The sequence below is a fragment of the Methanolobus psychrotolerans genome (genome assembly GCF_002243045.1).
Taxonomy (GTDB): domain Archaea; phylum Halobacteriota; class Methanosarcinia; order Methanosarcinales; family Methanosarcinaceae; genus Methanolobus; species Methanolobus psychrotolerans.
In genome coordinates, this window is record NZ_MBKP01000033.1 from 14,392 (window position 1) to 35,151 (window position 20,760).

Annotated in this window: 20 protein-coding genes; 9 read left to right on the plus strand and 11 right to left on the minus strand. The window is 40.4% G+C overall.

Going from position 1 to position 20,760, the window contains the following annotated elements; all coding sequences use genetic code 11:
- Positions 1 to 50 precede the first annotated feature (50 nt).
- Positions 51 to 1,148, minus strand: coding sequence for a chorismate synthase (aroC, locus tag BB781_RS10665; protein ID WP_094228478.1), 1,098 nt, complete (start codon positions 1,146 to 1,148; stop codon positions 51 to 53).
- 25 nt (positions 1,149 to 1,173) lie between these two features.
- The gene (locus BB781_RS10670) at positions 1,174 to 2,055 is read right to left on the minus strand and encodes a cation diffusion facilitator family transporter (protein WP_340637521.1); all 882 of its coding nucleotides are present in this window, start codon (positions 2,053 to 2,055) and stop codon (positions 1,174 to 1,176) included.
- 188 nt (positions 2,056 to 2,243) lie between these two features.
- Here BB781_RS10670 and BB781_RS10675 point away from each other — a divergent pair, with 188 nt between their 5' ends.
- The 4 genes from BB781_RS10675 to BB781_RS10690 all read left to right on the plus strand — a co-directional run bounded on the left by BB781_RS10675 (position 2,244) and on the right by BB781_RS10690 (position 5,117).
- The gene (locus BB781_RS10675; protein ID WP_094228480.1) at positions 2,244 to 2,903 is read left to right on the plus strand and encodes a hypothetical protein; all 660 of its coding nucleotides are present in this window, start codon (positions 2,244 to 2,246) and stop codon (positions 2,901 to 2,903) included.
- A gap of 137 nt (positions 2,904 to 3,040) precedes the next feature.
- A complete protein-coding gene (locus BB781_RS10680; RefSeq protein WP_242492626.1) occupies positions 3,041 to 3,871 on the plus strand; it encodes a formylglycine-generating enzyme family protein in 831 nt (276 codons plus the stop codon).
- A 96-nt stretch (positions 3,872 to 3,967) separates the two neighbouring features.
- The gene (locus BB781_RS10685) at positions 3,968 to 4,738 is read left to right on the plus strand and encodes an ATP-binding protein (RefSeq protein WP_094228482.1); all 771 of its coding nucleotides are present in this window, start codon (positions 3,968 to 3,970) and stop codon (positions 4,736 to 4,738) included.
- Positions 4,739 to 4,751: 13 nt separating this feature from the next.
- Positions 4,752 to 5,117, plus strand: coding sequence for a cupin domain-containing protein (locus tag BB781_RS10690; protein ID WP_094228483.1), 366 nt, complete (start codon positions 4,752 to 4,754; stop codon positions 5,115 to 5,117).
- Between the two features lies 1 nt (position 5,118).
- Here the strand turns inward: BB781_RS10690 and BB781_RS10695 are convergent, their stop codons facing one another.
- Positions 5,119 to 6,462, minus strand: a complete 1,344-nt coding sequence (locus BB781_RS10695; RefSeq protein ID WP_094228484.1) for a tripartite tricarboxylate transporter permease — start codon at positions 6,460 to 6,462, stop codon at positions 5,119 to 5,121.
- 146 nt (positions 6,463 to 6,608) lie between these two features.
- Here BB781_RS10695 and BB781_RS10700 point away from each other — a divergent pair, with 146 nt between their 5' ends.
- Complete coding sequence (locus tag BB781_RS10700; RefSeq protein WP_094228485.1) at positions 6,609 to 7,526, plus strand: TIGR00269 family protein; 918 nt, start codon at positions 6,609 to 6,611, stop codon at positions 7,524 to 7,526.
- Here the strand turns inward: BB781_RS10700 and BB781_RS10705 are convergent.
- Positions 7,523 to 8,431 carry a DUF7847 domain-containing protein gene (locus tag BB781_RS10705; protein ID WP_094228486.1) on the minus strand — a complete coding sequence of 303 codons (909 nt, stop codon included), beginning with the start codon at positions 8,429 to 8,431 and terminating at the stop codon, positions 7,523 to 7,525. The genes BB781_RS10700 and BB781_RS10705 overlap by 4 nt on opposite strands.
- A 385-nt stretch (positions 8,432 to 8,816) precedes the next feature.
- On the opposite strand from BB781_RS10705, the gene BB781_RS10710 reads away from it, so the two are divergent.
- Complete coding sequence (locus BB781_RS10710) at positions 8,817 to 8,996, plus strand: PLDc N-terminal domain-containing protein (RefSeq protein WP_094228487.1); 180 nt, start codon at positions 8,817 to 8,819, stop codon at positions 8,994 to 8,996.
- Between the two features lie 234 nt (positions 8,997 to 9,230).
- On the opposite strand, the gene BB781_RS10715 is transcribed toward BB781_RS10710, so the two are convergent.
- The 3 genes from BB781_RS10715 to BB781_RS10725 all read right to left on the minus strand — a co-directional run bounded on the left by BB781_RS10715 (position 9,231) and on the right by BB781_RS10725 (position 12,570).
- Positions 9,231 to 11,255: a sodium-translocating pyrophosphatase gene (locus BB781_RS10715; protein WP_094228488.1), complete on the minus strand. Its 2,025-nt coding sequence runs from the start codon at positions 11,253 to 11,255 to the stop codon at positions 9,231 to 9,233.
- Between the two features lie 202 nt (positions 11,256 to 11,457).
- Positions 11,458 to 11,913 carry a hypothetical protein gene (locus BB781_RS10720; protein WP_094228489.1) on the minus strand — a complete coding sequence of 152 codons (456 nt, stop codon included), beginning with the start codon at positions 11,911 to 11,913 and terminating at the stop codon, positions 11,458 to 11,460.
- Between the two features lie 216 nt (positions 11,914 to 12,129).
- Complete coding sequence (locus BB781_RS10725) at positions 12,130 to 12,570, minus strand: hypothetical protein (protein WP_094228490.1); 441 nt, start codon at positions 12,568 to 12,570, stop codon at positions 12,130 to 12,132.
- Positions 12,571 to 12,979: 409 nt separating this feature from the next.
- On the opposite strand from BB781_RS10725, the gene BB781_RS10730 reads away from it, so the two are divergent.
- Positions 12,980 to 13,237: a hypothetical protein gene (locus BB781_RS10730; RefSeq protein WP_094228491.1), complete on the plus strand. Its 258-nt coding sequence runs from the start codon at positions 12,980 to 12,982 to the stop codon at positions 13,235 to 13,237.
- A gap of 234 nt (positions 13,238 to 13,471) precedes the next feature.
- On the opposite strand, the gene BB781_RS10735 is transcribed toward BB781_RS10730, so the two are convergent.
- On the minus strand, positions 13,472 to 14,026 hold the full coding sequence (locus tag BB781_RS10735; protein WP_094228492.1) for a flavodoxin family protein: 555 nt from the start codon (positions 14,024 to 14,026) through the stop codon (positions 13,472 to 13,474).
- Between the two features lie 132 nt (positions 14,027 to 14,158).
- Here BB781_RS10735 and BB781_RS10740 point away from each other — a divergent pair, with 132 nt between their 5' ends.
- A complete protein-coding gene (locus BB781_RS10740; RefSeq protein ID WP_094228493.1) occupies positions 14,159 to 14,515 on the plus strand; it encodes a winged helix-turn-helix transcriptional regulator in 357 nt (118 codons plus the stop codon).
- Between the two features lie 191 nt (positions 14,516 to 14,706).
- On the opposite strand, the gene BB781_RS10745 is transcribed toward BB781_RS10740, so the two are convergent.
- Both BB781_RS10745 and BB781_RS10750 read right to left on the minus strand, forming a co-directional pair.
- Positions 14,707 to 16,017 carry an NCS2 family permease gene (locus BB781_RS10745; protein WP_094228494.1) on the minus strand — a complete coding sequence of 437 codons (1,311 nt, stop codon included), beginning with the start codon at positions 16,015 to 16,017 and terminating at the stop codon, positions 14,707 to 14,709.
- A gap of 236 nt (positions 16,018 to 16,253) precedes the next feature.
- On the minus strand, positions 16,254 to 16,892 hold the full coding sequence (locus BB781_RS10750) for a LysE family translocator (RefSeq protein WP_094228495.1): 639 nt from the start codon (positions 16,890 to 16,892) through the stop codon (positions 16,254 to 16,256).
- Positions 16,893 to 17,206: 314 nt separating this feature from the next.
- Here BB781_RS10750 and BB781_RS10755 point away from each other — a divergent pair, with 314 nt between their 5' ends.
- On the plus strand, positions 17,207 to 19,825 hold the full coding sequence (locus tag BB781_RS10755; protein WP_094228496.1) for a sensor histidine kinase: 2,619 nt from the start codon (positions 17,207 to 17,209) through the stop codon (positions 19,823 to 19,825).
- Between the two features lie 25 nt (positions 19,826 to 19,850).
- Here BB781_RS10755 and BB781_RS10760 read toward each other — a convergent pair whose 3' ends face one another.
- Positions 19,851 to 20,696, minus strand: coding sequence for a hypothetical protein (locus BB781_RS10760; protein ID WP_094228497.1), 846 nt, complete (start codon positions 20,694 to 20,696; stop codon positions 19,851 to 19,853).
- Positions 20,697 to 20,760 lie beyond the last annotated feature (64 nt).

A 20,760-nucleotide genomic window follows, 5' to 3' on the forward strand; every position in this document is an offset into this window, starting at 1 on the left:
TTAACAGGACAGAGACAGCTGCAAAATGGACCGGGTGCCTCACGGCACACTCATCCCAGCAAGGAATCCGGACCTATTCGCCCGCTCCTGATCATATGATCAGCAAGCACCACTGCCATCATTGACTCTGCCACCGGCACCATCCTCGGAGGAATAGTTGGGTCATGCCTGCCATGGATCTCAACGTCTATCTCTTTCATTGAAGCCATATCAACACTCTTCTGGGTCTTTGAGATCGAAGGCGTAGGTTTTACTGCAATCCTGCAGATAATTGGAAGTCCGGTTGATATGCCACCTGTAATCCCGCCTGCATTATTTGTCCGGGGAACTACATGATCGTTTTCTAAGATCAACGGGTCGTTCATCTGGCTGCCTTTCATTTGTGAACATTCAAAACCAGCGCCAATTTCCACACCTTTCACAGCGCCTATTCCCATCATCGCACAGGCAATATCAGCATCGAGCTTACCGAATACAGGCTCTCCCAGACCCACAGGCACGCCTGTGGCTATTATTTCCACAATTCCGCCAATACTGTCGCCTTCAAGACGGGCAGCATTTACCTGCTCAAGCATTTTTTCGGCTGCCTGGGGATCAGCACAGCGAACTACAGTTTTTTCAACATTTGTACGGATCTCATCAAAAGAAAGCTGTTTTGCTTTTACCCCGCCAAGCTCAATTACATGGGCAAATACCTCAATACCGGCAAGAGAGAGAAGTTTTTTGGCAACGGCACCCCCGGCAACCCTGCCAATGGTTTCCCTGCCTGATGACCTGCCGCCTCCTCTGTGATCACGGATGCCATATTTCACAGAATAAGAAAGATCTGCGTGGCCCGGGCGTGGAATGTCCTTTATGTAATCATAAGCATCGGATCTGGCATTTTTGTTCCATACAAGCATGGACACAGGCATTCCGGTTGTAACGCCTTCAAGTACACCGGACAATATTTCCACGGTATCTGACTCAGAACGAGGCGTGGATACTTCGCTTTGTCCCGGGCGGCGGCGGTCAAGGTCCTTCTGAACATCGGCTTCTGAAAGTTTGAGTCCTGCCGGTACCCCGTCAACAACAACTCCCAGTGCTTTCCCGTGGGATTCGCCCCATGTGGTTATCCTGAAAGAATGTCCGAATGTATTTCCTGGCATAATCGTATAGAATCCCTGATAATATTTATATCGACCGTGTGTGGGCCGGTTCAATGTGCACAAGGACGTCTTCGATCCCATCAAAGTTTTCCTTAATACGATATTGGACAATATGTGATATTGTATGTGACTTATAAGTGCTCATAATTGGGTCCACTTCAACATGGAGGTCTACATAAACGTTTCCCGGAGGGCCTCGGGTGCGTATCTTATGACAATCGATGACACCTTCAATATTGCGAACTACCTGCGCGATATCATCGGTGTCGATCTGGGATTCATCACATAGAATAGATATGCTATGGAATATTATCTCTGCACCTGCATGCAATATGACCAGTGCGATTACTATTGAAATGGCCGGGTCGATAATAGGATAACCAAAATGGATTGCTATAAGGCCTACGATTACAGAAAGCGAAACATATATGTCACTTTTCGTGTGTGCGGAATCGGCAAGAAGAACCTCGCTACTCAGCTCCCTGCCGTGCTTGCTCTCATAGGTAGTCACAGCATAATTTACTACCATGGTCCCAAACATCACTACAAAGCTTATTGCAGTCACATGCGGTTGATTGCCATTTCCAAAGCGCTCAAATGCTGAATGAACTATTTCAAAAGCAACAACAGCCAATATAACAGCGATCATGATGGATGCCAGTGTCTCGAATTTACGATGACCGTAAGGATGTTCCTTGTCAGGAGGTTTGGCTGCTATCTGAATACCGATAAGACCTACTATATTGGAAACACCGTCAAAAAGAGAATGGAAACCGTCTGACTGCATACTTAGTACATTTGTGTAAAAACCGTATGCTATCTTGGCAAAAGACACCGCCAGATTCAGGAAAAGAACATATATCATTACTTTTCGTATTTTCCTGAAACGAGATTCCATGTCGTACATCAATAGAACTATTGAATATCAACAATATAAACTATATGATTTTTATATCTAAAAAAAGAAGGGGGACCAACAATCGTTAACACCAAGTGCTTTAATATATAAATAAATACATAGTAGATTCAGGTGATACTTTGATTCATATTTTAAAAAAAGTCAATTTCTTAATTTTATTATTATTTATAATTTCCATGAGTTCGGGATGTCTCGAAACTCCACAGGCAACCCCTGCGGCTATTGATGAAGATGCATTACTGGCTTACGGATGGTCACAGGTATCCATCGAAGAGAACTCGTTTGAACAGGCAGTTACTGATTCTACAAGTATATTCCTCAATTCCACGACTGTAAAATACCATAATGATAGACTGAGTGAGGATATAAGCAAGCAGGTAAGTGACTTTAAGGAGTCAAACAGCCTTCCTGTTTCCATAATGATACCAGAAAACCTGAGTGCTCAGTTAATCACATATCGTTTATCTTTGCCTTCAGGTATAAAGCTCCCTACAGGGTTAGTATCGAAAATAATGGAACAGAAAATAGATGAGATCGAGGCAAATAACGACGTTGGAAAACAGCAGGAAAGCACTACAAGAAAACTTGTACTTGCAGATGGTACGGAAACAATTGTCAAAATATTCTCAGCATCCGGCAATTCAACGGAATCAGGAATGAGAATGCTGGGCTTTGTTACAGCTTTTGAAAATGAGGACACAAGCACTATTGTTGTGGGATTTGTGCCGGATGGGGAGTACCGTGTTGAAGTCTGGCCGGTAAATGAAACGCTATTCTCTATTGACGGAAACCGTGAACTGGATGAAATGCTGGAGCTTTTAAGCACTATTGAGTGAAGTATAAAGTAAAAATCATATAGAAGTATATAGCACAATGTCCAAAAGAAGCAAACTATAATGCAACAATAGACAACTTCGGAGAATATAGATTCAATAGAATACCTATTTATACGATTTTCAGAATCGGAAGATAGGTGTCCTATTTGAAAAGCCCGTTAAAAAAACACAGATCAAGACCTGTACTGGTCTTTTTGATATTCATTGCAGTAATCTCTTTTTCAGGCTGCATCACCGATGACAGTACCAATATACCTGAAGAGTTCAACAATTCGATAGGAATGGGATTTGTCCTTATTCCGGATGGCGAATTCTACATGGGTTCAGACTCGACACCTATCATAGCTTTTGACGATCCTCTGCGCAAAGTGACCATCACTAATGCATTCTATATGGCAGAATGTGAGGTCACCCAGGACCAATGGGAAACCATTATGGGAAACAATCCATCTCATTTTGAAGGAGACGGTCTGCCTGTGGAGCAAGTATCCTGGTATGATGCACAGGAATTCATAGACAAACTGAATGAAATAGAGAACACAGATAAGTACCGGCTCCCCACAGAGGCAGAATGGGAATATGCGTGCCGTGCAGGAACAACGACCGATTTCTCATTCACAGAAGAAGCCACCGATCTGGACACATATGGATGGTCCGACGATCATGGATGGTGTGCGATTAACTCCAACAGTACAACTCATCCGGTGGGCTGGAAAGAACCAAATGCATGGGGTCTTTATGACATGCATGGCAACGTGTGGGAATGGGTACAGGATATCTGGCAGGATAACTATGAAGGAGCACCGGTGGATGGAAGTTCCTGGGATGAAGGAGAGCAGAACATCCGGGTAGGCCGTGGCGGAAGCTGGATGGATGGTCCAAACATCTGTAAAAGTGCTTTCCGTGGTAGCCTTGATGCAGACAGCACATCCAATGTTCTTGGTTTCAGGCTCGTGAAAGCTATCTGAACATAATATATGGCTGACGAAAGATAGAAGAAACGACGCGAATGTATTTTCCTTGCAACCGGAAAATATAATTCACATAAATCCTCACATCAGAGCATGGTAAAAATTGCAGTCACCGGGAAAGGTGGAGTAGGCAAGACAACACTTTCCGGGACCCTTGCGAGAATGCTGGCAAGGGACGGGTATGATGTACTTGCCATTGATGCTGATGCTGATATGAACCTTGCTTCGTCCCTGGGAATTGAGAAGGCCCCAGACCCCCTCACTGACTATCAGGAACTTATCGAAGAAAGAGCTGGGGAAAAGGGCGGCATGTTCAAATTCAACCCTAAAGTCGATGATATTGTGGATAAGTTCGGTGTTGTGGGACCGGATAATGTCAAAATGCTCGTTATGGGAACTATTGAGAGAGGCGGAAGTGGCTGCATGTGCCCTGCTTCCGCGTTCCTTAAGGCTTTCCTGCGACATGTGGTGCTAAAAGATACCAGTGCTGTGATATTGGATATGGAAGCAGGGATTGAACACCTGGGAAGAGGTACAACCCGGGGAATAGACCTTATGATAGTGGTTGTGGAACCGGGTATGCGCTCAATTGAAACTGCCCAGAGGATCAAGCAGCTTTCCGAGGGTATTGACATAAAACATCTTGCTGCAGTCATTAATAAAGGCACTTCTGCAAATATTAAGCCAAAACTGGAAGAGCTTGGAATCCCGGTACTTGGAGAAATACCATACGACTCAGACCTTATGGAAGCTGATTTTAACGGTCTTGCACCAATTGATGTTGGAGGAAAGTGGGTTGACGCTGTCAAAGAAATCAAGGACAGGATGCTTGAGATGATAGCCGGATTCGAGAACGAAAAATAGAATCGCGATCTCCATGATAATAATAACCTCCTGCAAGAAGGTAGAGAGTTACATCACAAAAGATGGATCGTCCATAAGGGAACTAATGCATCCACTTGTGCATGGCAACTCTGCACAGAGTCTTGCTGAGGCCAGAGTACCAATGGGAAGCTCCACACTGTTGCATCGGCACAAAATAACAGAAGAGATATATCACATTTTATCAGGCTGTGGTTTGCTAACACTTGGAGAAGAATCTGTTTTCGTCGAAGAAGGGGATTCAGTCTGCATTCATCCCGGAACTTCCCATAATATAAAAAATACCGGAGAAAAAGAGCTGAGGATACTATGCTGCTGCTCTCCGGCCTATTCACATGATGATACTGAGATACTTGAATAAGCTAAATGAAATGCATTATCACTGGCAAAAGTATCACACCCATGGCATGGCTTTTTTTTACCCCCAGAAAGGGAGCAAGCATTCCTATGGGAATGGCTATCATAAATACCAGTAACCCGAAAAGACCTGTGGACAGGAGCACCATAACTGCAAGAAAGGCAATTATCCCGTAGCAGAGTTTAGGATAGTCCAGGTCTTCCAGTACATGATGGATGTTATCGCCAAGATATATCGTGGAGAAATATGACAACAACGAAGTCAGCAATATCGCACACAAAAAAAGCACTACTATTGGAATCTCAAGAGAAATACCACCGATCAGTTCATCTATAGCTACCATTGCACCACTTCTTGTCTTTCCTAGAAACGCAAGTGCCATCAAACCGAAAATTGCGTTACTTGTATTGACACCTGATATGGACACAATGAACTCTTTTGATGAACTTAAAAGCGCTTTATCGGTTTTAGGTTCATAGCTTGAACTTTTTTTTTCCTGTTTAACAAAAAGACGTGCAAAAACCGTTGCTATGGATGAGGACACACCTGGCAACCATGCTACAATGGAACCAAAGATACTACCGGTGAGCAGACCCCTGAGAATCTTTTTTCTTTCAAGGTCCGGCTTTGAATCATATTGTGCAGGAATGACAGGGTCTGAGAACAAGCTTATGATAAGCTGGGATGCACCAAACAGCCCGCTTAATAATGGAAGCAATATAGAACCCTGTCCCCAGTTAATAGCAGGAATTGCCATGTATTCCATCCTGAATGCAAATAAACCTAAAAGACCGCTCATACTGAAAAGAACAATGGCAAAGACACGTTTTCTCCATACTTTCTGACGTCCTTCTGCATGGATATATTCTCCTTTTTCGGTCATGACCATTACAAATACTACAAAAATAAGTATCAAAGCCATATTCTCCTGAATGATAGAATAGCTTTTCACAAACAGAAGTGAAAGAGGAATTGCAGTGAACAGGGAGAATATCACAGAACCGGCACTTCCCAGTGCAGAAAGACGAACTGCCTGTGTACCCTGGCCTTCAAGCAGCAGAGTATGACCGGGAAGCACTGCCAAAGCCGTGTCCTCGCCGGGAGCTCCCAGAAAGATCGAAGGTATAATGTCGTGGAAAGTATGTGAAACTGCATTTGACAGTATCATTGCTGCAACACACACAACCGGTAACCCGTTATCAGAAAGAAACGGAGAGAATGCAAGCAATATCAATGCAAAGTTGTTGGTATGTATGCCAGGTACAAGCCCGGAGATGATTCCCAAAAGATAACCCCCCAACACCGATATGAAAAAAGCCCACAACGGAATATCTGTAAATGTACTCATTGTTATTTTCCTGAATGTTTTAGTCAGGAATATTTGATTAGTACTTAATTTTTGCTTTTTGAATTTAAAATAAATGTTATCCAATAATTACGCCCGGATAATCTGTCAGGACAATTTTATATAATAAGATTTCATGTCCTTAAAGAATGGAAACAAAAACGATCAAATGCAATAAATGCAACAACGATGCTATCATTTACCAGAAATACTCGGGAATGCACCTGTGCAAAAAGCATTTCATCGAGGATGTTGAGCGTAAAATAAAACTTACCATCAGGAAACATTACAGTATTAAAAGGAATGAGGTCATTGCAGTAGGACTTAGTGGTGGTAAGGATAGCAGTACGACCTTACACATATTGCAGCAGATATTTGGGAAAAGGCCGGATATCGAAATTGTAGGTGTTTCCATTGATGAAGGTATTGAAGGATATCGCCCCAGTACGATAGAATCTGCAAGAGAGCTTACTGAAAAGCTTGGTATAAGACATATAGTCCGTTCATTCAGGGATGAATATGGGACTACTATGGATGAGATAGCACCTCAACAGAGGGAGAAAGGAACATGCAGCTATTGCGGTGTCCTTAGAAAATCTCTTTTAAATAAGATAGCCTTGGAAATCGGTGCTACAAAACTGGCAATCGGACATAATCTTGACGATGAGGCGCAGACAATTCTCCTGAATCACCTCAAAGGCGATGTCGCACGCATGGTGAGACTTGCCCCACCAAGTGAGCTTGAAGGACTTGTGCTTAGGATGAAACCTCTGCGGCATATTCCTGAAAAAGAGGTTGCACTCTATGCTTATCTGCACGACCTGCCATTAGGTTTTGGAGGTTGTCCGTATGCGCATGAAGCAATGAGACGGGAAATAAGGGTCATGCTCAATGAATTTGAGGTCAGGCACCCGGGTACGAAATATGCCTTATTGAGTGGATTTGACAAGATATCAGGTATCCTTGGACGTGAATTCCCGCAGGAAGGACTTTCGATGTGCAGTATATGCGGACAGGCATGTACTGAAGATATATGCCAGGCATGCAAACTTCTTAAACGAAATTAGTAGTCCAGGATGTAATCGTCAAAGGAATATAGTTTCTTTTCGGTTCTGTTAAGATAAAAACGTGTAAGCCATACAACAATTAAGGGTTGTATCACGATTATGCTGAGGATGAAATCCAGGTAAGACCAGATTTGGGATATTATCTCGACATTAGATGTTACTTCGCTTATCAAAGCCAAAGACAAGGATATCCCCATTATCAGAATCCAGATCATAAAAGCAGGAAACTTGTTGGACAGAAGAACAGAGATGCCTTTTTCAATTGCACTGATGGGATCAAGGCCATCAATTACAAGAGCATAGTCTACAAGTAAAAAGATAATGCTCAGGGCAAGTAAATATAAGCCCCATACAAGCAGGCCTATTAAGAGTAATGATGCACCTGCAGGTGCAATCTCCGGATTAGCCAGGAAAATACTCACATCACCTATTGAAATAATTCCCGGGATAAGGAACACAAGACCTGCAATAATAAGCAGGAAAACCAGTACTTTTGTAAGGAAAAGGTTAAAAAAATTATTTTTACCGGCATCGAACATGTCACTGAGGTTTGTGTTCCCTTTTTCGGATGCTGTTTTTGCCATCCCTATAGCTCCGGCTGTAAGGAATGACTGGACCACCATATAAAGCAGGAAAAGAATAATTCCTCCAATAATCAGCAGCCATATACCTTCTGAGAATATGGAAGTAAAAATACCCAGCATTTCTTCTGGCGATATATTAGCAGGGTCTATATCCTGTCGTGAACCCAATGAAACAATTACCACCATCATGAAGAATATGAGAGTAAATATTAAGAATACGATTGCTGCCAGTACTTCAAGTATGAATGGCACACATATATTAAGGTTTCTTGTCCATGTACCAAAACCTTTGCGAATAACTGTTCCAATGTCCTCAACCATCAAAATAACTCCGGGATTAGTGACTTTCTATGCATCACTTATATTTATTTGCATCCCATCGGAAAAACATTAACAAAAGATTCAGATATACCCGTAAAACATATAAGAAGGAACAAAAAACCAAATCACAAATTATAAATACAATAATGGCTTTTCTAGTTTGTTCTTGCACGGGTGGCTCTTTTCATACATTAAACCCACTCCCACACTTAAACCCCACTCCCCAAATACATAAAACCCAACCACCCGTGCAAAACGTGTATCCTGGTTTTCTGCATTTAGTATTTTATTTTTTGTAGATAGATTGTCATATATATACTGCCAGAAGTTGCTCCCAGATAGATATATATAGGTCGCCTAAGCTATATTTTTTGAGGTGTAAAATATGTCATTATTATACAATATATGGGGATTACTCACGCTGGCATCTTTTATATGGGTGATATACGACATTATAACCAATAATAAGGGCCTTGCTCCAATAAAAAAAGTGCTCTGGATACTTGTTGCATTCATTTTTGGCATTCTGGGAGCCATAGCATACTACTTCCTTGGAAGAAAATAAAGATCTGCACGCAGATTCTTCTATTTTATTTTTTCAATTCTATCCGGTCACTTATTTTGATCAATGATAAAACATACTTATTCCAGAATCTATTTGTTAGCTGATCTTTAAGAATAGAAGATAAAAATACGGCATTATTTCCATACTGCCAAAGTAAGAATTACAGGATGTATCGAATCAAAAAAACAGAAAGGATTTCCGGCTTTTGCCGGAAACATATTTTGTACTTTTGTTTTAGAAAATACCTTTTCCAATGAAGAGTGCTGAGAACAGGATAGCAACCATGTTCACCACTTTGATCAAAGCATTGAGTGCAGGTCCGGAAGTGTCCTTGAATGGGTCACCAACAGTATCACCGACGATAGCTGCCTTGTGAGCATCTGAACCTTTTCCACCATACGCTCCGTCTTCAATGAGCTTCTTTGCATTATCCCATGCACCGCCGCCATTGTCCATTGTGAGTGCAAGCAAAAGACCACAAACAATGATACCGATAAGAAGACCACCAAGAGCCGCAGGACCAAGTACAAGCCCAACGAACAGTGGTACAGCGATAGCAAGGAAACCAGGTATAGCCATCTCACGGATAGCTGCTGCCGTGACGATGTCGACACACTTACCATATTCCGGTTTCCCAGTTCCTTCCATGATACCAGGTATCTCACGGAACTGGCGACGAACCTCATTCACTATCTCAAAAGCTGCCTTACCCACAGCCCTCATTGTAACTGCACTGAAAACAAATGGAAGCAGTCCTCCAATGAAGAGACCTACAAGGACCAGCGGCTGATCAAGACTGAGATCAGCACCACTCAGATCCACCTTATATCTGTAATCTGCAAAAAGAGCCAGAGCACCAAGTGCCGCTGAACCTATCGCGTATCCTTTGGTAACTGCCTTTGTGGTGTTACCTACAGCATCAAGTGCATCGGTGATCTTACGGACATTAGAAGGCATACCTGCCATTTCAGCAATGCCACCTGCATTGTCAGTGATGGGGCCATATGAGTCAAGTGCAACTATCATTCCGGTAGTTGAAAGCATTGCAGCCGCAGCAATTGCGATTCCGTATATACCGAGTGCCGGGTCTGTTGCTCCACCTGCAACAAAGTATGAAGCAAGAATACCAGAGACGATGATGATCAATGGAAGTGCAGTACTTTCAAAACCAATTGCAAGACCGGAAATTACATTTGTACCTGCACCTGTTTCAGATGCTGCAGCAATTGTCTTTACCGGACGGAAAGACGTTGAAGTATAATATTCTGTGAAAACCACCATGAGCACCATGATAATAATACCAACAAGAGCTGCATAGTAGAATTTCATATCACCCATAAGGGAAGTTGTAACAAAGTAGAAAGCAATTAGACTCAGAATTGCAGAAACTGCCACTCCTTTGTACAACGCTTTCATAATCTTGCCATCACTGCCGACCTTGACGAAGAATACGGCTATAATGGATGCGAAGATTGCCACTGCACCAAGGATGAGTGGATAAAGAATTGCATTTGCGTATGAGTCAAGGATGAGTGATCCCAAAAGCATTGATGCGAGAACTGTTACTACATATGTTTCAAAGAGGTCAGCACCCATACCGGCACAGTCACCTACATTGTCACCCACGTTATCAGCAATTACACCTGCGTTACGTGGATCATCCTCTGGAATTCCAGCTTCGATCTTACCGACAAGATCGGCACCAACATCAGCTGCTTTTGTGAAAATTCCGCCTCCGACCCTTGCAAAGAGACTGATAAGACTGGCACCAAAACCAAATCCGATCACAAGATCTACGTCACCATAAAGGATGTAGAAAGTACTTGTACCAAGAAGTGCAAGACCTACTACAGCAAGACCCGTGACCGCACCGCCGCGGAATGCAACGGACATTGCCTTCTGTAAGCCTTTTGATGCAGCCTGTGCAGTCCTTACGTTTGCCCTTACGGATACGTTCATGCCTATATATCCCGCCGCTGCGGAACTAATCGCACCTACTATGAAACCGACTGCGATCTTACCTCCATCATCCCCAAGGAGAACAAAGATAAGTACAGCAAGGATTATAGCCACTACTGCAATTGTTTTATATTGTCGATTCAAATACGCCATCGCGCCCTCCTGGATGGCGCCTGCTATTTCCTGCATCTTCGCTGAGCCGGCATCCTCTTTGAGGACACTTCGTGCAAACAAGCCTGCAAATAACAAACTAATAAGACCAGCAAGAGGGGCAAGATAAATTAAAAATTCAGATTCCATATTAAACTCCTCTCAATATAATTCATTTAAATAGATTTTAACCAAATTTACTTTTATAAATATTAATGAAGCAGCATGTCATTGACAGAATGACTTGCTACATAATTGTAACCACGTCGGGTATAATACAGATATATACTATATAAAAGTAGGCTGAAATAGGACACACATAATATGAATGTTTCGTTAGACTTGGTAATGATTATACTCCACCACCTATCTGCATGAGTTCAAAGTCAATTGCATCTGGTACATCAACCCTGAAAACAAAGACATTGTACCTGGACCGTCGTGCAGTGGATATTGCATTTTTCTCCTCAGACGTAAGATATCCATCTGTACTTGCTATACATAATGATTTCTTGGTATCCTTCACAAGGAAATCAAAATACTGACCGTAAGCATTGAGAAACTCAACAAGCTCACTCAGCTCTTCCCAGTTCTCACACATATGGATGCTTTTGGTTGCTGAGTTACTTACATACCAGTCCCTGCTCATATAAGGATAAGCAGCATATTGATCCCGGAGTTCATCATATGCTTTGTGTATCTTTGAGACCTCAGTGTTAAGATCTATCCATTTCCATCCCTGTTCTGAAAAATAGCGTGATGCTACTGTTGCTACTATCTTATCCTTATCTTTTTGTTCAAGTTTCATTTTAACACCTACTGCCTATAATGGGGCTTATGACATTTAATAATATATCTGTGATCATCTGCTAAAATGAGTGAAACAATCCGATGTTAAAATTAGCACAGTATCCGGATTCAAAAGAATTATGAGATAGGAATTATGAAGTTCATTAATTAATGGAATAAATAGCCTTTGTTTAGTTAATCTAAAGAATTGTCAGACTGTGTGTTCATCACAAATTCAATACGAAAAATATGGAATTGTTTGTGTAGATGACACATTGATGTAAACAATAGGTTTTAGATCTGCTATCTCTTCCTTTGACACGTTTTCTGCATTCAGTTCAATAACACCCTCAAATGTGAGCGAAGATTCCGATTCTACAAACCGGTTGATCTTCTGGAAAAGAGATTCCGATGATGAGACTATGTAAGGACTTTGTGCAAGCACAGGCTCAATGCCTGTAATATAAATATCGTCCGGTCCGCTGTTGTAGAGAGAAAAACTGTATGTATAGAGAGTATTAGACTCATTCTCAACAGAAGAACCAATCGAGCTAGTACTGTCAACCAAGATCAAACCTTCCACTTTCACAGGTCCACACGACCACATGTTAGTACTCATACTTATCAAAATACCCACAACAATGATCAATAGTACATAAGAAATACCTTTTTCCATTATTGACTCCTCTTTCTATAGTACATACTCATTTGATTTTTTATTGTTGCTGTTGCTTTGATATTAGTTAGAGCGAACTACCTCAAAGACAGGTGGGGAGCAGCTTATTCTCAAAGTATTAAAAACTGGTTGGTATTGTACTATTATGAGATGGTGGTGGTAATATAATGCTCCCCTTTTGCCATATTGCTTATTAGAGTACATACTATATAAAATATGCCAACTCTTTCTTAAAAAATATGAGCATATATATAATATATAAATGATTGTAAGGGGATTAACATAAATATAATAAGTGCTAAACATCACAATAATAAAATAAAAAATATATTTGATTGCTATATTAAAGTATATGTACTGGACTTATATGATAAACAGACATAAGGCATGATTAAAAACTTGCTAGTTAATGGTTATCAAAAACAAGGATGATAAAATGAAGTGTTTGACATGCAGCTATAAAAAAAATATTCCCCTGTATTCCAAATGTGCCGGAGTAACCGGAAGAACTAAAGTTGGAATTGCATATTATTGCGGGCATCCTGAAATGTTAAACCCTGTACCGATAATTTCCACGGATGAAAGTGTACTTAAAGACTGCCCAGTTAATGAAACTATAAGGAATATATCGGAAAGCCTGCAGGATACTGAAGTAAGCGGATCATAGAATTAGTTAGTGCCACCCTTTACAATCAAAATAACCACTTTATTTAAACCTATTTTTAATCTACAGATGTTTCAGACCACTATCCTGTGTATGCCAGATTTATTGCAATTGGTGGCAGGGATTAGAATCTCTTTTTAATAATTCTTACTTGTAACTGAAAATCAAAAAATATTAGATAAAACAGGAACATGCATCCTGATGCATGTCCTGTACAAATATATCACTTAAAAATCATCACTTAAAAAGCTGAACACCAGCCATCTTTGCCTGTTCCATGAGACTGGTATTTTCCTTTACCTCGCCTGGGGCATGATGTCCTATGTCTACAAAAGTGCCTTTCACATCCATTCCAAACATTTGTAGGATTCTTGAAAACTCCTCATAGACTGATTTGAAAGCTGCAGCATCCGGAGCACCCTGTGCGCCTACAATGACAGCCTTTTTGCCCGCATCAAGGCGTGAAGTAAAATCAGGATTGATAAGTGCGAAACAACGGTCAATGAACTGCCTCATCTGCCCTGTAAATTGGAAGAAATATATAGGTGAACCGAATACAAAACCATCTGCATTCCTTAGAGCATCATAGGCTTTTGTCATGTCATCATTAAGTTTGCACCCCTCCACAGCTCTACAGTAATTACATCCTTGGCAGCCTTTGATATCCATGTCATTAATGTATAACTTTTCTACATCAGCGCCTGATTCTACTGCTCCGTCAAGAACCTGCTGGACAAGCATATCGGTGTTTCCATTCTTTCTCGGACTTCCAACAAAACCTACTACTTTCATTTAGATCATTTCCTTTTATCAATAAGCAATTACTTTTTGCAAAGTACTTGAATGATAATGAGCGTATGCTATATTTATATGTCATACACTCTTTTTTGTTATTAACTAACAAATAGTATAGTAAAAGATAGAATGACAACTGAAGATAAAACAAATGGTACAAGTGACCGTGAATATAGTTGTCCTGTGGAAGCCACCCTGAGCGTTATCGGAGGGAAATGGAAACCCCTCATTCTATGGCAACTGAAAGAAGACGTATTGCGCTATAATTCTCTGCAACAAACACTTCCGGGGATTTCTCCAAGAATGCTTACAAAGCAACTCCGGGAAATGGAAGATGATGGCCTTGTCAAACGTAAGATGTATCCGCAGATTCCCCCAAGAGTCGAATATTCACTGACAGAATTTGGAAAAACAGTCATTCCCTTACTGGAAGCACTCGCCGGGTGGGGCATTAGATATGTGGAACAAAAATATAATCTCAAATGAAGATTGCATCTCCTTTCATTATACACCATAAATTATTAAAACTATTAAATATAATAGTATAAAGGCATAGGGAATGTTTGTTCTGAGGTGTGACTTACTTTCGAATCCTCCTAACTATGTTACCCGTCGATAACGGCACACACCTCAGAATAAAGTATACTGGATAATAATAGTTTGCACTTATTATCTGTTCAATAAGGATAGAATATAAAAAACATTGAACACAGAACGAATAATCCCCATGCGATCGGCTTTACTTCACTGCTTTTACCACTTATCAATTTAAGAAGTGGGAACAAGACAAATCCGGCACATAGACCTACCCCCAGATTGTAAGTAAAGCTCATAAGGATTATCACTGCCATGGAAGGTATCATTTCAGTGAAATCATCCATATCTATTTTTTTTATAGAGCCCATCATAAGAAGACCCACGATCATTAAAGCTGGCGACGTTGCTGCAGCTGGGATCACTGAGAATACCGGGTAGAAGAAAAGGCCAAGCGTAAAAAGAAGTGCAACAACAACAGCAGTAAGTCCGGTCCTTCCCCCTTCCTCAATGCCGGCAGCTGATTCAATATATGTTCCGGCGGTAGTTGTACCGGCAAGTGCACCGAAAACTGTTGCGAGGGCATCGGCAAGGAACGGTTTATCCATATCATGAAGATGTCCATACTCATCCATAAATCCAGCCTTTAATGAAACACCTACAAGAGTACCCATAGTGTCCATAAGGTCCATGGTAAACATTGTAAGGATCACCGCAAAAAATCCCCATGTCAATGCACCAGTGATATCAAGCTGGAGGAAAACAGGAGCAATACTTGGTGGCATACTGATTATCTGTTCAGGTGTTTGAGCAACACCTGATACAAATCCCAGAATTGATGTGACAATGATACCTATCAGGATAGAACCTTTTACTTTCTTTATCATAAGTGCACTTATCAGCAGGAAACCGAACAATGCCAGACCAACCGGGATAGTGTTCAGGGCTCCCACATGTAATGGAGCACCTTCCACACCAAGAGAAACTATACCTGCATTGACAAGTCCGATGAAAGTAATGAATAATCCAAGACCGGCTGCAAAACTGTATTTGAGATTATCAGGAACAGCATCGATCATCCTGCCCCTTAGTCCTGAGATTGTCAGAATTGTAAAAAGAACACCACTTATGAATACTGCACCCAGTGCGGTCTGCCATGAATAACCCAGAACCCCCACCACAGTATATGCAACAAAAGCATTCTCACCCATATATGGAGCTATTGCAAGTGGTTTTTTTGCGTATACTCCCATTATAAGTGTTCCAAACACTGCAGATAATATTGTAGCTACCATGGAAGCACCAAATGGTATCCCGGCAGCCTGGAGTATCGCAGGATTTACAACTATTATATATGCCACAGTCATAAAAGTGACAATGCCAGCTATAATTTCAGTCTTTACGTCAGTTCCGTGCTCTTTCAATTGAAAATAATTTTCCAGTAGATTTGACATGGCGGATTCCTCACATTTGAGAATAGTCTACTTTTTAGAAAGAATGACTAATATATAGAACTTTATATGAATTTACATTGATATCGGTCCATAACGTATTTTGTGTTTCTTACTCAGTATTATTGCCCATACATCCGATACATGAAAAAAGAACAATACAAATATATTTTTGTGATCCCATTCCATATGGAGAATCGTTACAGACTAAAAAAATAGGTGATTTTTGGTGAAAATCTTTATGCACCCGGAATATATAAGCCCAGCAGCTCTGCCCCTTGCCCTATGAAAAAGAAAGCAAACAAAAGATAAACAATGCCTAAAGCACGCATCGTGTAAATATAGTAAGTACTTATCAGGAAAGATCTGGACCTACCTACAACCAACGCAATCAGTATCTTTGAACCTACAAGAAAAGTATAGAATCCGGCAACAAACAGAACTGTTGCCAAAATGTTAATATCTAGAGCCTGAAAGATAATGGGACCACCAATGGTTATCCAGAACAGGTACGGATGAGGACTTAGAAAATTGACTATGACTCCTTTTTTTAAAGAATTCGTCTTTTCGTTTATGACATCTAGATCGTTGTATTCGATCTTAAGTGAGGAGATTCCAAGATGTATCAGGTAAATCGCACCGGACAAGCTGATAATTGCAATCGCAAAATTCTGGTTTTCAAAATGCAGCAGGATAAAAATAATAGCTGATACTATCAAAATATCTGTTATCAGAGGGGATAGAGCAACCTTAATTCCATCCTTTGATCCATGTGTGAGGGTCTGGGAAATTGTCATTGCCATGAGTGGTCCGGGAGAGATACCTGCAGCAAAACCAAGAAAAATTCCAATGAACAAAAACTCGGCAATTCCATACATATTTTGCTCTGCTTATCTTCTGAACAAACTTAAAGTTTTTGATTTATATGAGAATGTAACAAATAATCAAAAGCATAGGTGATAATTATATAAACCAGTTCTAGATTACATATAATGAGTTAAAAGTAATCTGTAAGAATAGTAATTTAATACAGAAGTCCTGAATATAATACAAGAAAGTGCTATTTCAGAAAATCAGCGGTTCAAAATGAATAATATAACAACTCATATCCAAATATGCATTGGATTGCCGTACATTTCTATGAAAACACCTAAGCAGGCTTGCAGGCAGCTTATAAAAGGGATTTTTTGAAATGAATACTCGATTTGATCTTACAAAAAGCAAGATGTTAGCACTAAGAGTAACAGGAATATATATAGTTATAGCGAGTTTGTGGATCCTGTTCTCAGACAAGATCCTTGCATGGTTCATTTCTGATATAGACATGTATATGAAACTGCAGACATACAAAGGCGGAGCTTTTGTGCTTATTACAGGCTCACTACTTTATCTCTACCTCGCCCCACGTATAAAAAAGCTTAATGAGTCCCAGAAGAACTTGGTAGAAACTGAAAAGTCTCTGGAACAGAGATTAGAATATGAACTGGCGACAGTTGAGTGCATGCACCTTTTGCTTGAACCGGGAAGTATGGATGAGAAACTGCCTCGTATTCTTGATGTAATTCACGAAACTGTAAAAAATAGTAGATCATATATTTTCAAGAATGAAGATAATACAGAGCTGGGGCTTTGCATGTCACAAGTATACGAAGTTGTGTCAGAGGGTATTGAACCACAGATAGATAACTCTGATCTTCAGCACTTGCCATACAGTGAAGGCGCACCGACATTGCTCCATATTTTGAAATCAAAACAGCACTTTGCACAAATAGTTGAAGAACTTGATGATCCTGAGAGAAACATTCTCTCCGAGCAAGGCATCCTTTCAGTACTGATCATTCCAATTTTTGCAGGGTCTGATTTTTGGGGCTTCATAGGATTTGATGATTGCACGGAAATGCGCAAATGGCACGAAGACGACATTAATCTTCTTGAAGTAATTGCAAATGGTATTGGTGAATCAATTTATCACAGAAAGGCAGAAGATGAACTAAAAGATAGTGAAGAGAGATTCAAAGCACTGCACAATGCATCTTTTGGCGGAATCACTATTCATGATAAAGGTCTTATTCTGGACTGCAACCAGGGACTTTCCGATATTACCGGCTACTCACTCGAAGAATTGATTGGAATGAACGGACTGTTGCTTATTGCAGAAAGTTCCAGAAGTATGGTTATGAACAATATACTCTCAGGCTATGAGGAGCCTTATGAGGCAATGGGATGTCGCAAAGATGGAACAGAATACTCACTCAGACTGCAGGCAAAGAATATCCCATACAAAGGAAAAAAGGTAAGAGTTGTTGAGTTCAGGGATATAACCGAACAGAAAAGATCAGAACAAAACCTGATTGAAACTGAAGAAAAACAGAGAGCAATGATTGCAAACATTGCCGATGTGATCGCTATCATCGATGAGGATGGAATCAATAGATACAAAAGCCCAAATATAGAGAACTGGTTCGGATGGAAGCCGGAAGAAATTATTGGCTCTTCTACATGGGAAAACATTCATCCGGATGACCTGGACCATACACAAGAGGTATTTACTTCAATCATGGACAAGCCTGATGCTACAGTGAATACAGAGTCTCGGTATCGTTGCAAAGATGGCAGCTACAAGTGGATAGAATTCACAGCCATTAACCTCTTGCATGAACCAGCTATCAGAGGTGTCTTGCTGAATTATCACGACATCACTGAGCGAAAAATGGCAGAAAATGCCCTGAAAGATAGTGAAAAGAAATTCAGGAGTTATATTGAAAATGCACCCTATGGCATTTTTATAGCTGATGAAGACTGGAAATACCTGGAAGTTAACAAGACTGCTTCGATACTCACCGGGTATTCTGAGGATGAATTACTAACAATGACTGGATTTGACCTTATAGCTGCTGAATCCCATCGTAATGCATATCAGGGTAATTATGATGTTAAAAACAATGGCTTTGCTACAGTTGAACTGCTGGCTATTCGTAAAGACAAAACTGTTTACTGGATAAGGATGGATGCTATAAAACTGTCCGAAACACGCTATATTGTTTTTGCAGGCGATATTACTGAAAGGAAAAAAGCGGAGTACTCTTTAATTGAAAGTAAAATGCTGGCAGAGGAAAGTAATCGTACCAAATCAGAGTTCCTTGCTAATATGAGCCATGAACTGCGTACTCCTCTTACCGCTATAATTGGTTTTTCAGACATACTGGGTTCTGAGATGTTTGGTAAGTTGAATGAAAAACAACTCGGATATGCCAAACATATCAATAATAGCGGAAAACATCTCCTTGAACTGATCAATGATGTTCTTGACCTCTCAAAGATTGAAGCCGGAAAAATGGAACTTGATTGTGAGAAGTTCCCGCATTCCAGGGTTTTTGAAGAGATAATAACAGCTATGCATCCGATGGCAGGAAAGAAACATATTGACCTCACACTTGAAAACGAAATCAAAACTACTGAAATAGTTGCTGATAAGATGAAGTTCAAACAAATAATGTTCAATCTGCTCAGCAATGCTATCAAATTCACCCCTGAAAACGGCAGGGTTTCTATTGTAACCAAACAAATGGATAATGATATCCATATATCGGTTTCAGATACAGGAATTGGTATTCCCCCGGATATGCAGGAATACATATTCAGTCCCTTTACGCAAGTCGATTCATCCAATAAAAGAAGATATGGTGGTACAGGCCTTGGGCTGGCTCTTGTAAAGCAGTTTGTAGAAATGCACAATGGGAAGATTTGGGTTAAGAGCGAAGAAGGAAAAGGCAGTACTTTCATTTTTACAATTGGGAATCAGAATATTTGAAGTACAAAGCTTATGACTTTGATTTTTAACTGACGAGAAGTTCCAGATTCTGCTCAAATATATTAGAATAAATTTTCAAGTGACTCAATTCTTCGTTTGCGTTTTTAAGTTGATATTTGAGATCATGGACATCCTCTTCAAGAGCTTTGATGTAAGCTAGTTGTTGCTCTATCCTGGCATCCTTTTTAATGATCGTAAGCTGTTGTTTATGGATCGTTAGCTGCTTGCCGATCTCTTCTTCTGTCTTTTGCTGCAGCTCTGAAAGTTCCTTTTCCCTTGATTTGAACTCTTTCTCTCTAGATGAAAGGGTTTCATGAAGGTACTTGGTGTATTCACGTCTGCGCTCTATCTTTTCGGATTCAACCTCTATGTCAATTTCACCAGAAGCTATCTCTTTCTTTTGTATAGCAATATCCCTGACTTTTGCATCCAGTCTGAGTTTAGTTCTTGCTATTCTTTTTTGCCTTTTGAAAAGAGTTAATTCTTCTTCATACTGTGACCTTAAGACCCTGTACTGCTCGGATTTCCTCTTTTGAAGCAATTCATAATTAAGATCATACCTATTCAACCAGGCTTCCAGTTCTGTTTCCTGCTTTAGGAAATCAACTCTCTTTTTCTCGTATTCCTTCTTTGCCAGCTTCAATTCATCATTTTTAGCAACAAGTTTTTCATATTCCTGTGCAATCATTTTTTTTGCATCACGGATCTTATGATACTCCTCAATAACCAGAGATTCATCAGCTTTTATCTGTTCTTTCTTGCAAGTAATCTCAGCACGCTTTTTTTCAACTTCATCAAGCTGACTGAAGTATTTAGCTTTGATATCCTCAAGATCCTGGAGCTGATTCTGGTAAAAAAGTTCCTCACTCATACTTTTAATTCATCCTATTTTAACCTACAGATGTATTCATGATTAATCGTTGCCCTGATATAGA

Bases quoted from the DNA above. Each gene is read 5' to 3' on its own strand.
- BB781_RS10745 (WP_094228494.1), bottom strand. From the start codon at position 16,017: ATGTCAAATCTACTGGAAAATTATTTTCAATTGAAAGAGCACGGAACT.
- BB781_RS10760 (WP_094228497.1), bottom strand. From the start codon at position 20,696: ATGAGTGAGGAACTTTTTTACCAGAATCAGCTCCAGGATCTTGAGGAT.
- BB781_RS10690 (WP_094228483.1), top strand. From the start codon at position 4,752: ATGATAATAATAACCTCCTGCAAGAAGGTAGAGAGTTACATCACAAAA.
- BB781_RS10735 (WP_094228492.1), bottom strand. From the start codon at position 14,026: ATGAAAGTAGTAGGTTTTGTTGGAAGTCCGAGAAAGAATGGAAACACC.
- aroC (WP_094228478.1), bottom strand. From the start codon at position 1,148: ATGCCAGGAAATACATTCGGACATTCTTTCAGGATAACCACATGGGGC.
- BB781_RS10710 (WP_094228487.1), top strand. From the start codon at position 8,817: ATGTCATTATTATACAATATATGGGGATTACTCACGCTGGCATCTTTT.
- BB781_RS10750 (WP_094228495.1), bottom strand. From the start codon at position 16,892: ATGTATGGAATTGCCGAGTTTTTGTTCATTGGAATTTTTCTTGGTTTT.
- BB781_RS10720 (WP_094228489.1), bottom strand. From the start codon at position 11,913: ATGAAACTTGAACAAAAAGATAAGGATAAGATAGTAGCAACAGTAGCA.
- BB781_RS10755 (WP_094228496.1), top strand. From the start codon at position 17,207: ATGAATACTCGATTTGATCTTACAAAAAGCAAGATGTTAGCACTAAGA.
- BB781_RS10670 (WP_340637521.1), bottom strand. From the start codon at position 2,055: ATGTACGACATGGAATCTCGTTTCAGGAAAATACGAAAAGTAATGATA.
- BB781_RS10695 (WP_094228484.1), bottom strand. From the start codon at position 6,462: ATGAGTACATTTACAGATATTCCGTTGTGGGCTTTTTTCATATCGGTG.
- BB781_RS10715 (WP_094228488.1), bottom strand. From the start codon at position 11,255: ATGGAATCTGAATTTTTAATTTATCTTGCCCCTCTTGCTGGTCTTATT.
- BB781_RS10730 (WP_094228491.1), top strand. From the start codon at position 12,980: ATGGTTATCAAAAACAAGGATGATAAAATGAAGTGTTTGACATGCAGC.
- BB781_RS10740 (WP_094228493.1), top strand. From the start codon at position 14,159: ATGACAACTGAAGATAAAACAAATGGTACAAGTGACCGTGAATATAGT.
- BB781_RS10725 (WP_094228490.1), bottom strand. From the start codon at position 12,570: ATGGAAAAAGGTATTTCTTATGTACTATTGATCATTGTTGTGGGTATT.
- BB781_RS10685 (WP_094228482.1), top strand. From the start codon at position 3,968: ATGGTAAAAATTGCAGTCACCGGGAAAGGTGGAGTAGGCAAGACAACA.
- BB781_RS10705 (WP_094228486.1), bottom strand. From the start codon at position 8,431: ATGGTTGAGGACATTGGAACAGTTATTCGCAAAGGTTTTGGTACATGG.
- BB781_RS10700 (WP_094228485.1), top strand. From the start codon at position 6,609: ATGGAAACAAAAACGATCAAATGCAATAAATGCAACAACGATGCTATC.
- BB781_RS10675 (WP_094228480.1), top strand. From the start codon at position 2,244: ATGAGTTCGGGATGTCTCGAAACTCCACAGGCAACCCCTGCGGCTATT.